A 13,238-nucleotide genomic window follows, 5' to 3' on the forward strand; every position below is an offset into this window, starting at 1 on the left:
GAAGTTTAATCTGTGCTTTCTAAAATATGACAAATCTCTAACCATTCTTCCTCAACTTGAATTAAAGAGGAATGAACGCTTTCACGATCTTTTAATAATTTGTCCAATTTATTTTTAGCTTGCTCATATAGAGCCGCATCAGATAACTGTTTATCGAAATCATGAAGTTGTTCTTGATAATGATTAATGAGCTGTTCCAGTTTTTTTAATTTGTTTTGGTAACTCTTTTTTTCTTTATACTCATTGGGTGATATAGATATTTTGGATTCTTTTACTGAGTCCTTAGTTTGCAACCAGGTATAATAATTATCTAGATCTCCTTCGAATGGTTGCACTTTTCCTTGATAAATTAGATAGAAATTATCAACACTCGATTTAAGTAAATGGCGATCATGAGAAATCAAAATTAATGCTCCCTCATAAGTTTGCAGAGCTAATTCAATGGCTGTACGCATACCAAGATCCAGGTGATTTGTTGGTTCATCAAGTAAAAGAAGGTTAGGTTTTAACCAAACTAGCCTTGCCAATGCTAAGCGAGCTTTTTCTCCACCTGAAAAGTGATGAATAGATTGCACAGCCATATCTCCTGTGAAATTAAATCCACCTAAAAAATCTCGTATGGTTTGTTCTCTCACGTCAGGAGAGAGAACTTGGAGAGTTTCAACAGAGCTTAATTGGCAGTCTAGTTGCTCGAGTTGATGTTGAGCATAGTAGCCTATTTGTAAATGTGGAGAACGATGTATTTCTCCGTTTAGTACTGGTAAATCACTTGTCAAAGTTTTAATTAAAGTCGATTTTCCCTCGCCGTTAGGCCCCAGTAAAGCAATTCTGTCACCAGGATTAATAGATAATTTAATTTTTTTCAAAATGGGAGGCTGATTAATATAGCCTGCATCAACTTGATTGCATTGAATTAAAGGATTTCCTGCGCGAGGACAGGGGAAAAAGTCAAAAGAAAATGGGGAATCAACTTGTGCAGCTGCAATGATTTCCATTTTCTCTATTGCTTTGATTCGGCTCTGAGCTTGCTTGGCTTTGGCTGCTTTTGCTTTGAACCGTGTTACAAAAGCCATCATATGTTTGATTTTGGTTTGTTGTTTCTCATACATGGATTGTTGCAAAGTCAATTGCTGGGCATGAATTCTTTCAAAACAACTGTAATCCCCTGAATAGAGAGTCAAATTTCGATTTTCTATATGCAAGATATGGGTAACAAAAGCGTCAAGGAATTCTCTATCATGTGAAATAAGAATAATGGTACTTGGGCTTTGCTTTAAATAGCGCTCCAGCCAGAAAATAGCTTCCATATCCAAATGGTTTGTAGGTTCGTCGAGCAGAAGAAGATCGGCAGGGTTCATTAAGCAGCGCGCGAGACTTAAGCGCATTCTCCATCCACCGGAGAAACTATTTACCGGATCGTGTTGCTGACTTCCCTTAAACCCTAATCCTGACATGATGGCGGCTGCTTGCGCTGGTTTGCTGTAGCCGCCAGTGTGAGACAATTCTTCATGGCAAAGCAAAATTTCAGAGTCATTGCCTTTCCTCTCAGCCTCTGCAAGACGTTTTAGCAACTTGATATGTTCTTTATCACCACCAAGAACAAAATCCAAGGCTTTTTCATTGCTATCTGGTAATTGCTGTGACAAATGACTAATACTAAGCTGAGGATTAATCAGGTATTCACCACTGTCAGGGGCTAATTGACCTAAAAGAAAGTCAAATAAGGTAGATTTGCCACACCCATTATGACCAATCAGTCCTATTTTCTGTTTTTCATAAAGGCTAACATTAACCTTATCGAGTAAAACTTTATCTCCTCTAGATAAAGTGATGTGGCGCAGGGTAAGCATTTTAAACCATAAATCTTAAGCTAATCAGCTATTTTATCATAAATCTTTATAAATCACTCATTCGGCTCAATGGTTTTTTTCCGTGCGGATTGATATCGCTCTTGTTTCTCTATGTCAATATATCTATCTGTAGTGGCGCTAGAGCTGTGACCGGCATCATCCCTTACATGCTCTCGAGGCCGGATTTTTACATCTTCTGATATTCCTGTATGCCTAAGCCAATGCACAGTGGCAGCAGATAAATTATCGGCTTCTTCTGTTAACCCGTTGATGCGAAGTTCTTCACTCGCCAAATCAAAGCAACATTGCACTATGCGTCGAATAGGGGCGGTATTGCTCATTGGGCCATTTCCGCGAAGTTTAGGGAGCAAAGGCGAATTATCTGCAGGCGAGGGCAGGGGGGTAAGCCCAAGAAACAGACGCCAACGAGTGAGACTTTCCAACATTGCATCACTTACTGCAATTTGCCGTTCTTTGTTTCCTTTCCCCACAGTCGTAAACCACCAATGACCGTTACTGTCCTTTGTAAAATCATTCATGCTAGGTATCCAACGATCGCTGGCAGCAAGTTCTGAAATTCGTAAATACATACCAAACAACAGACTTAGCATAAAACGGGTACGTTCATGTTTTTCTGGGGAGTCCTGAGCTAATGTTTCAGCTGCTTTCAGAACGGCATTCCATTGAATCAAACTTAATCGTCTGATGGGGGTATTATGTTGTCTTTTGCGAATAAATTTACTTTTTTGCCTAATGAGTGCAACAGGATTAGAAACCAGATATTCTTCAGCGATTAAAAAATTAAACAGGGTACTTAAAATAGCAAATATTTCCTGCACTGCTCCCTGGGATAACTTAAATTGATCTATTGAAGCAGTATTCCCATTTTTTCTGGATGCTTTACTTATAGTAACCACAAAAGGGCGCCATTCTTCATTAGGTATCCTTTTACCTTCTTTTTCTATAAATCTAGGCACTTTTTTTAAACTAATCCATGATTTTGGTGGGTTTTGACAGAAATGAATGTATTGCTCAATGTCATCACGTTTTAATGAATCAATAGAAGAGTTTTTAATAAGCCATGACCATTGTAATAGACGTTCTGTTTCTCTTCTGTAACTATTAAAGGTGCCTTCGCTTCCCGAATAGCTTTTTAAAAAATTTAAGCAGAAAATAAAGTCATTACTAAATTTTTGATCGGGCAATATTACATTTTCCTGATTTTTATGAAGGTGATTAAGATTATCAAACAATGGCAATAATTTTGATTTCATGATGAGATTATAGATGAGTGGTGATTTTAATTGAATTTTTTGCTTTATTTAAGATTCCGTCAAGATTTATAGGATAGTTTTTGCCTAATTATATTATGATCAAATTCTTGTACGCTAAAGTGCACTTCATTTTGTACTTTTTTCTCTTTGTATTTTTCTTACTAAAATTGTTTGGAAGGAAATCTTTTATCACTCGACAAGACTCTGAATAAACTAAATTTTAAAATTAAATGCTAAAGGATATTGACCTTAGGGATAGCTCCTAGTATTATCTGCGCTCTGTCCTTGGGACGGGTATCGGGGTGTAGCGCAGTCTGGTAGCGCGCCTGCTTTGGGAGCAGGATGTCGGGGGTTCAAATCCCTCCTCCCCGACCAATTTAAGCGCCCGTAGCTCATCTGGATAGAGCATCGGCCTTCTAAGCCGAGGGTAGCAGGTTCGAATCCTGCCGGGCGCGCCAGCCGCCTTGCTTTGTTGTATTGTAGCTGGAACAGGGCTTACGAAATCCTCCGCACTTTGTTGGTTGTTCCATTCGATTTAATGACCATTTAATGGGGGTTTTCGTAAGTCCTGAAAAAAAATAACTTATGGTGAGCGTAGCTCAGTTGGTAGAGCCCCGGGTTGTGATCCCGGTTGTCGTGGGTTCGAGTCCCATCGTTCACCCCATTGTTAAAATGTAATGGTCTACCGCTAAAGATTCCACCTGAGTCTTTACAAGACTGAATTACTGATTGATAATCCAACCTGATTGCGAAAGTGGCGGAATTGGTAGACGCACTGGATTTAGGTTCCAGCGGGGCGACCCGTGAGAGTTCGAGTCTCTCCTTTCGCACCATTTCATGATAACTTCCAAGAGGTGAATTAATGCAAGTTTCTGTTGAGACCCTAAAAGGTTTGGAACGTAAGGTTACAGTTTCTGTGCCTACAGAGAAAGTTGAGGAAGAAGTGAGCTTGCGTCTCAGAAATCTTGCTCGCAAAGTTAAATTGGATGGATTTCGTCCTGGAAAAGTTCCATTTCACGTGGTAAAAAGTCGTTTCTCTGACAGTGTTCGCGAAGAGGTTGCCCGGGATATGGTACAATCTACTTTGTATGAAGCTTTACAAAAAAACGAATTAGTGCCTGCAGGATATCCTTATGTCGAGCCTTTAGAAATTGAACCTGGTAAAGATTTCACGTACACCGCTGTATTTGAAGTCATGCCGGTATTTGAAATTACTGAATTAAATCAGGCTACAGTGGAATTGATTCGCTCTGAGGTCACAGATAAAGACGTTGATGACATGATTGAAAAATTGCGCGAACAAAACAAGGAATGGCATGAAGTGTCGCGTGCAGTGGAAAAAGGAGACAAGGTAGTTATTGATTTCCAAGGATATTTGGATGAGAAACTTTTTGAGGGCGGTAGCGCTGAAGGGTATGAGCTTGTGATTGGTTCTGGGTCTATGATTCCAGGGTTTGAAGATGGAATTATAGGAGCGAAAATAGATAGTTCTTTTGAAATAAAAGTTAATTTTCCAGAGAACTATGGTCATAAGGATTTGGCTGGGAAGGAAACAACCTTTAAAATTACTGTTAAGAAAGTAATGGAAGGTAAATTACCTGCATTGGACGATGCTTTTGCCAAAAACTTCAATATCAAAGAAGGTGGTGTTGAGGCACTCAAAAAAGACATTAAAGAAAATATGACGCGAGAATTAGAGCGACGCGTCAGCATGATGAATAGAGAAAAACTGTTTGATAAATTAATGTCAGTTAATGAAATTGATCTACCTCTTGCTTTAATAGATAAAGAAATAGAACATTTAAAGCATGACATGTATCATCGTTTGTTTGGACATGAACATAAAGAAGATGAAAAAATCCCTGATTTTCCAAAGGAGCTATTTGAAGAACAAGCCAAACGGCGTGTACATTTAGGTTTACTCTTTTCTGAATATGTTAAAAAGCATAAAATTGTTGCTGATAAAGACAGAGTAGATGCTATGATTGATAAGTTTGCCAGCGCATATGAAAGCCCTGAAGAGCTTCGCGCATGGTATCAAAGTAGCAAAGAACATATGGCTGAAGTCGAAGCATTGGTTATGGAAGACATGGTGGCAGATAAAATAGCAGAAGATGCACAGTTGAAATATAAAAATATGGACTATGATGCAGTGATGAATCCCAAAAAGGACACTGAGAAAAAAGGAGAATAAGCATGGCAGGCTATTCAGATAACGTTATCCGCAATGCAAGCGGGTTAATACCGATGGTGATTGAACAAACGTCACGCGGTGAACGTTCTTATGATATTTATTCAAGACTGTTGAAAGAGCGTATTATTTTCCTTCTAGGTGAAGTAGAGGATCATATGGCTAACCTAGTTGTTGCCCAGTTGCTGTTTCTTGAGTCTGAAAACCCAGAGAAAGATATTTCTCTATATATTAATTCTCCTGGCGGCGTGGTTACTGCAGGGCTTGCAATATATGACACTATGCAATTTATTAAGCCAGATGTCAGTACTTTATGTATTGGGCAAGCAGCAAGTGCTGCTGCCTTACTACTTTGTGCAGGTGCCACAGGCAAACGATTTTGTTTGCCTAATTCTCGGGTTATGATTCATCAACCTTTGGGCGGATATAGAGGACAGGCTACTGACATAGAAATCCATGCTCGTGAAACCTTAGCAGTAAGAGAGCGCTTAAATAATATTATGGCGAAGCATACTAATAAGACACCCGATCAAATCATGCGCGATACTGAAAGAGATAACTTTATGAGTGCTACTCAGGCAGTAGAATATGGTTTAATAGATAAAGTTCTCTACGATAGACAAGCAACGAGCAGCCATACTACAGAACTATAATTTAATAGATACTCTTTGGTTTATCTGGAGTATAATGTAAATTGGGTGTATATGAATGTGGTGGCATATCATTGTCTGATTAGCTAAAATTTTACATGTATATTACTAATTATTTTAGTAATAACTGTAAGAAGGGGTTTGGTTATGAGTAAATCCGGTAACGGAAGTGGAGATAAGGTTCTATACTGCTCTTTTTGTGGTAAGAGTCAACACGAAGTTAAAAAATTGATTGCAGGTCCTTCTGTATTTGTATGTGATGAATGTGTGGAACTATGTAATGATATTATTCGAGAAGAAACACATGAAACTCATGAAGAAACCGAAGCAAGACTGCCCACGCCAAAAGAAATATCTCATTTCCTTGATGAATACGTAATAGGGCAACAACATGCTAAAAAGGTTCTATCAGTAGCGGTATACAACCATTACAAGCGATTACAACATAAAAGTGAAGATGGTGTAGAGCTTGGTAAAAGTAATATTTTGCTTATAGGTCCAACAGGAAGTGGCAAGACTCTTTTAGCTCAAACCTTGGCTCGAATCCTGAATGTTCCATTTGCAATGGCTGATGCTACTACCCTTACTGAAGCTGGATATGTAGGTGAAGATGTTGAAAATATTATCCAAAAATTATTACAGAAATGCGATTACGATGTAGATAAAGCCCAACAAGGTATTGTATATATTGATGAAATTGACAAAATCTCCCGCAAGTCAGATAACCCTTCTATTACCAGAGATGTTTCAGGTGAAGGAGTTCAGCAGGCTCTATTGAAATTAATTGAAGGAACGATTGCATCAGTCCCACCGCAGGGAGGTCGTAAACACCCACAACAAGAATTTTTGCAAGTTGATACTTCAAATATTTTATTTATTTGTGGTGGAGCTTTTGCTGGATTGGACAAAGTGATTCGGGAACGTAGTGATAAGTCAAGCATAGGATTTTCTGCTCAATTAAAAAGTAAAAAAGAAAGTAGTAATGAAATATCTAAAGTCTTAAACCAATTAGAATCGGATGATTTAATTAAATATGGATTAATCCCTGAGTTTGTTGGTCGCTTGCCTGTCGTTACTACTTTACATGAACTTGACGAAACGGCATTAATAGACATCCTAACTCGCCCTAAGAATGCCTTAACAAAGCAATTCCAATCTCTTTTCAAAATGGAAGGGGTTGAACTTGAGTTTAGAGAAGAGGCATTAGTTGCCATCTCCAAAAAAGCTTTAGAACGAAAAATGGGTGCTCGTGGTTTGAGATCGATACTTGAAAATATTCTTTTAGACACCATGTATGATTTACCTTCATTAGAAGGTGTGAACAAGGTTGTTATCGATGAGAGTGTAGTGAATGGATTATCAAAGCCTATTCTCATTTATGAGCAAGATGAGAAAAAGAGTGCTACTGGTAGCAAAGATTAGTTAAATTTGGATTTTCCACAATAGGCTTTTTGCAGTAGAGTTTCAAAAGAGATTAACTACAATAGTTTGTTGTGGATGTTAAATTTTTCTCTATCTCTCAAGTAGTCAAGGTGTTTTTCATTCAAGATGGACCAAAAAAGCATTCCTTGATGTAGTACGAGCAGTTACTACATCATGATATGCAAAAAGAGTTTATTACTAATATCACAAATACTCCAGTTACTTGAGAATCAATAACTTAACTCGCATTTTACGAATTGTTCACTTGCTCTAATATCTGTATACTCATAATTAATAGGATAATATAACTAATAAACAAGGATTTTCCTTTAAATAAGGGTTCATTATGTCTGATGAAAATGAAATAAAATCAAGTGAGATCGCAAAAACTTCTTATTTGCCGGTGCTGCCATTAAGAGATGTGGTAGTTTATCCGCACATGGTGATCCCCCTCTTCGTAGGGCGTGGAAAATCAATTAAAGCTCTCGAAGCAGCGATGGTCGACAATAAACAAATTTTTTTGGTTGCACAGCGTAAATCAGCTAATGATGATCCTGGACCTGATGATATTTTTGAGGTAGGAACTATATCCAGTGTTTTACAATTATTAAAATTGCCAGACGGTACTGTGAAAGTTCTTGTTGAGGGAGAGCAACGGGCTCGTGTCAAAGAATATATACAAGATAAAGGCTACCTTGAAGCGAATCTTGAATCAATTGAAGAGGTAAGCACTGCTTTACAAGAACAAGAAATTGGAATTTTAATGCGATCTTTGATGTCGCAATTCGAACAATACATAAAACTCAATAAAAAAATTCCTCCTGAGGTCTTATCACCGCTAGCAAGCATAGAGGAACCTGGTCGTTTAGCTGACACAATAGCTGCTCATTTAACCCTTAAAGTGGATGATAAACAAGAGTTGCTGGAGACTATGGATGTAGGCACTCGACTCGAAAAATTAATGGCTTCGATTGAAAATGAAATCGATCTGTTACATGTTGAGAAGCGTGTGAGAGGTCGGGTCAAGCGCCAAATGGAGAAGAGCCAAAGAGAGTATTACTTAAATGAACAAATAAAAGCCATTCAAAAAGAATTAGGCGAACTGGGTGAAGAAGGCAGCGAGATTGAACAACTAGAGAATTCAATTAAAAAAGCCGGGATGCCTAAAGAAGCTAAAGAGAAGGCACTTTCTGAATTGCATAAATTAAAAATGATGTCTCCAATGTCTGCCGAGGCAACTGTAATCCGTAATTATCTTGACTGGATGTTAATGGTCCCTTGGAAAAAGCGAACCAAAATTCAGTTTGATTTATTGAAAGCAGAAAAATTACTTGACAAGGAGCATCATGGCCTTGAACAGGTTAAAGAACGTATCATTGAGCATTTGGCAGTACAGCAAAGAGTAAAAAGATTAAAGGGGCCTATATTATGTTTGGTTGGTCCTCCAGGAGTAGGTAAGACTTCACTAGGACAATCTATCGCTAATGCTACGGGAAGAACTTTCATCCGCATTGCTTTGGGAGGAGTAAGAGATGAGGCTGAAATACGTGGCCATAGAAGAACCTATATAGGTTCTATGCCTGGTAAAATTATTCAAAAATTATGCAAGGCAGGAGTTAAAAATCCCCTCATCATGCTGGATGAAGTAGATAAAATGGCCATGGATTTTCGTGGCGATCCAGCATCTGCTTTACTGGAAGTATTAGATCCAGAACAAAATCATACGTTTAGCGATCATTATTTAGAAGTAGATTATGATTTGAGCGATGTCATGTTTATTGCTACAGCGAATTCTCTTGAAATCCCTGCTCCATTATTAGACCGGATGGAAGTTATTCGATTGCCTGGGTATACAGAGGATGAAAAAATTGGTATTGCAGAAAAATATTTAGTGCCTAAGCAAATCCTGCAAAATGGTTTAACGAATGAAGAAATACATATTAGCGAAGCTGCTATTAGAGACATTATTCGTTACTATACTCGTGAAGCGGGAGTTCGTAATCTTGAAAGAGATATTGCCAGTATATGTAGGAAAGTTGTTAAAGAGATACTCTCAAGAAAGAGAAAAGGTAAAAAAATTACAGTAACAGTGGGCAATCTTGATAAATACTTAGGAGTCAAAAAATACCGATATGGTTTGGCTGAACAATATGATCAGATTGGCCAAGTGACAGGGCTTGCTTGGACAAGCGTAGGGGGAGAGCTTCTGACCATTGAAGCATCCATAATGCCAGGAAAAGGTAAAGTAACCCATACAGGTCAATTAGGTGAGGTAATGCAGGAGTCTATACATGCTGCAATGACGGTAGTTAGAAGTCGTGCCAAAATATTGGGCTTGTCGGACGATTTTTATGATAAGCATGATTTCCATGTTCATGTTCCTGAAGGTGCAACACCCAAAGATGGGCCAAGTGCTGGTATAGGAATGTGTACTGTACTGGTCTCTATTGTTACTCAAATTCCAGTTAAGGCTGATGTGGCGATGACTGGAGAAATTACTTTACGTGGTCAAGTACTCCCGATTGGTGGTTTAAAAGAAAAACTATTAGCTGCCCATCGTGGTGGTATAAAGCATGTTATTATCCCCGAAGAGAACGTAAAGGACCTCGAAGAAATTCCAGATAATGTGCTACGTAAGCTTACGATCCATCCCGTTAAGACTATTGAACAGGTCTTAGAACTGGCTTTACAACGCAATCCTTGGGTTGAAAAGCCAACAAATGTACAATCTGGTTCTGTATTGAGTAAAAGATCAAAAAAAATTAAAAATAATGATTTACACGCACATTAATACAGAGTATATTTCTCTACGTAGCCCGCTGGTGGCTGGCTCTGCAAGGATGTACAACTTGACTGGAGCGGTCAAATCTGTTTAAATCAGCTCCGGAATATGGATGATTAACTGTAAAGGGGAAAAGATGAATAAGAGTGAATTAGTTGATGCTATAGCAAGTGGTTCGGTTTGACCAAAGCTGACGCAAACAGAGTTCTTCAAACTTTTATGGCTACTGTAACTGATGTCTTAAAAAGAGGCGATCAAGTTGTAATACCTGGATTTGGTTCTTTTTCAACAGGTAATCGTTCAGCACGTACTGGCAGAAATCCACAAACTGGAAAAACCATCCAGATTAAAGCGTCACGTGTGCCCAAATTTAAAGCAGGTAAAAACCTGAAAGAAGCTGTACAACAAGCTTAAGTTTTCAGGGTGCTTAGCTCAGCTGGGAGAGCATCGCCCTTACAAGGCGAGGTCGTAGGTTCGATCCCTACAGCACCCACCAAGAAATGGAGTGGTAGTTCAGTTGGTCAGAATACCGGCCTGTCACGCCGGGGGTCGCGGGTTCGAGCCCCGTCCACTCCGCCAGATAAACGCGCTGAAAGGCGCGTTTTTTTTATCAGCTTATGTTAGAATTGTTTTTCGTCAAGCTTTGTTAATACAAAAATGGATCTCGGGACATGTTGCAGAAGTTAAATGAACACATTCAGGGTGTTGTAGCCTGGTTAGTTATTATATTAATCGCTATTACCTTTATGCTTTTTGGTGTTGATTATTATTTTCAATCTCGACAAATATCCAATGCAAAAGTAGTGGTAAATGATAAGCCAATTACTATGCAAGCATTTGAAACTAATTACAGACGAACAAGAGCCCAACAAGATTTGCCGCAAATGACCGCTGCTGATGAAAAAAATCTGCAAAATCAAGTTCTTAATCAGATGATAACCAATGAAGTAAGTATCCAGGCTGCTCGTCAATTTGGATTTGAAGTTAGTCCAGATCAAGCGAATGCTGCTATAGTCAATATTCCCCAATTTCAAGAAGATGGTCATTTTTCTGCTCAACGCTATCAACAAGCCTTGAGTGGTGCGCTATTTACTCCTGAAACATTTCAAAATGAAGTGAGGCAAGGGATGTTGCTTAATCAGCAGCGTTTTGCATTTATGGGAACATCGTTTGCTTTATCTGATGAGATTAAACGATTTGTTAGACTATATATGCAAACGAGAGATTATGATTACTTAACAATACCTTCTGAGCGTTTTGAAAAGCAAATGAATGTTTCTAAAAAGGATATTGAAGATTATTATCAGCAACATCGCGAAAAATTTATGACCCCAGAACAAATCGCATTAGATTATGTGATTTTGTCTATGCATGATATCAAGTCGCAAATCAAGATTTCAGAGGAAGATATTAAAAATTACTATGAGGAAAATAAAAGTAATTATTTGACTCCGGCTCAATGGCAGGTTGCTCATATTTTATTCGCTGTTCCTGCAAGCGCCAATCAAGAGGAAGAAGAGCGAATTAGACAAAGAGCAGATGAAATTTATTTTGCTCTACAAAAACAACCGCAGCAATTTGAAAAATTTGTTATTTCCAACTCAGACGATAAATTGTCAATAGCAAATAAAGGTGTTCTTCCTTGGATTACAGGCGGACAGAATGAATATGATAGAATATTATCTAATTTAACTGAGCCTGGACAAATTTCAAGTCCAACAAAGACGAAGTACGGCTATGAGATATTTAAATTAATAGATTATAAACCAGTTACAACCAAATCCTTGTCAGAAGTTCAATCTGTCATTAAGGAGCAGTTATTAAGTGATATGGCTCAGGCAAAATATGCTCAAGCTTTGGAGCAATTAACGGACTTAAGCTATCAAACTCCTGATTCACTAAATCCTGTTGCAGATTCTTTAAATCTAAAAATTCAACAAACGGAACCTTTCTCTCGTAAGGGAGGTCGACAATCCATCACTAAGAATAAGCAGGTGATCCATGCAGCATTTAGCAATGATGTTCTAGAGTTGGGCAATAATAGTGAACCTATACAATTAGACAATGATTCAATAATTGTTTTGCGTGTAAACAAGCATATACCTCAAGGGAGCAAACCTTATCTGAAGTGGAAGGGCAAATTCAAAAAATACTAGTGAAACAGTATGCTGATGCGAAGGCAAAAGAAGTTGGTATCAGTTTGCTGCATCCTGTTGAAGATAAACAACAGCAAGAATTAATTAGTAATAACCAACTAGAATGGCGTTCTGTAGTACAAGCTACTAGAGACAGTGACAAAGCTAATTCTTTAATTAATGATTTGGCATTTAACTTACTGCGACCAGAAAGTCGGGATGGTGTAACCTTGGATAATGGTGATTATGTTGTTGTAAAATTAAAGAAGATTAATGATGGAAAGTTAAGTTCTCTGGATAAAGAGCAAAGGGATAGTTTAATACAACAAATTGAAGCAAGCTATGGAATGATGGATTATGATTTGTATGTTAATAGTTTGCTTAACAGCGCCAAAATAGTAAAGAATTAAAAATTACAATCCGGGCTTAATTAAAAGCCCGAATTCAGGTTAACTTTTTTGCTTTACCATATTACTTACCAATTCATTTAAGATGGCTCAATGGGCAAGTAGGTTGGGTCATTCTGACAGATGAGCTCTTGAAATCACTAGTGTTGAGTCAAATGACCTGGGCCGCTATTTTTTTGTGAAAAATTTATTGAAATAACAGCTTGCTATTAAAAAATGGATACAGGCTATCAATGGATATATGCGCTATATCGAAACTGAGCGCTGCCAAAGAAAAAGATAAAAAATAATCCCTTGACCAAAGAAGATAAAAAGAAAAATTGTGGGTTACCCAGTGAACGGGTATCAAATGACGCGGTTAAACGTTTTAGAATTATCGCTGATTGAGGATAATAATAGCCGTTATCTATTTTGTGAGGTTATGCAAGAGCTCTATTCCATACTGAATTTGTTCCTGAAAAGTAATCATTTAAAGTATCCCTCAGATTGATTCATGACTCTATATCCTTTCTTGTAACCGTTCACGC

The 13,238-nt window shown here is 38.0% G+C and carries 6 protein-coding genes, 6 tRNA genes and 2 pseudogenes; 12 read left to right on the forward strand and 2 right to left on the reverse strand.

The window, feature by feature from the left end; translation table 11 throughout:
* Window positions 1-5 precede the first annotated feature (5 nt).
* A complete protein-coding gene (locus OK13_RS08365) occupies window positions 6-1,850 on the reverse strand; it encodes an ABC-F family ATP-binding cassette domain-containing protein (protein WP_035890084.1) in 1,845 nt (614 codons plus the stop codon).
* A 53-nt stretch (window positions 1,851-1,903) separates the two neighbouring features.
* Window positions 1,904-3,124, reverse strand: coding sequence for a tyrosine-type recombinase/integrase (locus tag OK13_RS08370; protein WP_035890086.1), 1,221 nt, complete (start codon window positions 3,122-3,124; stop codon window positions 1,904-1,906).
* A gap of 298 nt (window positions 3,125-3,422) precedes the next feature.
* Here OK13_RS08370 and OK13_RS08375 point away from each other — a divergent pair.
* The 12 genes and pseudogenes from OK13_RS08375 (at window position 3,423) to OK13_RS08430 (ending at window position 12,714) form a co-directional block, all read left to right on the forward strand.
* Window positions 3,423-3,499, forward strand: a tRNA-Pro gene (locus OK13_RS08375).
* A 6-nt stretch (window positions 3,500-3,505) separates the two neighbouring features.
* Window positions 3,506-3,582 (forward strand) — tRNA-Arg (locus OK13_RS08380).
* Window positions 3,583-3,712: 130 nt separating this feature from the next.
* Window positions 3,713-3,788, forward strand: a tRNA-His gene (locus OK13_RS08385).
* Window positions 3,789-3,872: 84 nt separating this feature from the next.
* Window positions 3,873-3,957: transfer RNA gene (locus OK13_RS08390), tRNA-Leu, on the forward strand.
* A gap of 29 nt (window positions 3,958-3,986) precedes the next feature.
* Entirely contained in the window at window positions 3,987-5,318 is a 1,332-nt protein-coding gene (tig, locus tag OK13_RS08395; protein WP_035890087.1) for a trigger factor, read from the forward strand.
* Between the two features lie 2 nt (window positions 5,319-5,320).
* On the forward strand, window positions 5,321-5,968 hold the full coding sequence (clpP, locus tag OK13_RS08400; RefSeq protein WP_035890089.1) for an ATP-dependent Clp endopeptidase proteolytic subunit ClpP: 648 nt from the start codon (window positions 5,321-5,323) through the stop codon (window positions 5,966-5,968).
* A gap of 144 nt (window positions 5,969-6,112) precedes the next feature.
* A complete protein-coding gene (clpX, locus tag OK13_RS08405) occupies window positions 6,113-7,387 on the forward strand; it encodes an ATP-dependent Clp protease ATP-binding subunit ClpX (protein WP_035890091.1) in 1,275 nt (424 codons plus the stop codon).
* 346 nt (window positions 7,388-7,733) lie between these two features.
* Window positions 7,734-10,178, forward strand: a complete 2,445-nt coding sequence (gene lon, locus OK13_RS08410; protein WP_035890094.1) for an endopeptidase La — start codon at window positions 7,734-7,736, stop codon at window positions 10,176-10,178.
* Between the two features lie 127 nt (window positions 10,179-10,305).
* Window positions 10,306-10,583 (forward strand): annotated as a pseudogene (locus tag OK13_RS08415) (HU family DNA-binding protein).
* A 7-nt stretch (window positions 10,584-10,590) separates the two neighbouring features.
* Window positions 10,591-10,665: transfer RNA gene (locus tag OK13_RS08420), tRNA-Val, on the forward strand.
* 6 nt (window positions 10,666-10,671) lie between these two features.
* Window positions 10,672-10,748, forward strand: a tRNA-Asp gene (locus tag OK13_RS08425).
* A gap of 92 nt (window positions 10,749-10,840) precedes the next feature.
* Window positions 10,841-12,714, forward strand: a pseudogene (locus tag OK13_RS08430) (SurA N-terminal domain-containing protein).
* Window positions 12,715-13,238 lie beyond the last annotated feature (524 nt).

The organism is Legionella norrlandica, assembly GCF_000770585.1.
Taxonomy (GTDB): Bacteria; Pseudomonadota; Gammaproteobacteria; order Legionellales; family Legionellaceae; genus Legionella; species Legionella norrlandica.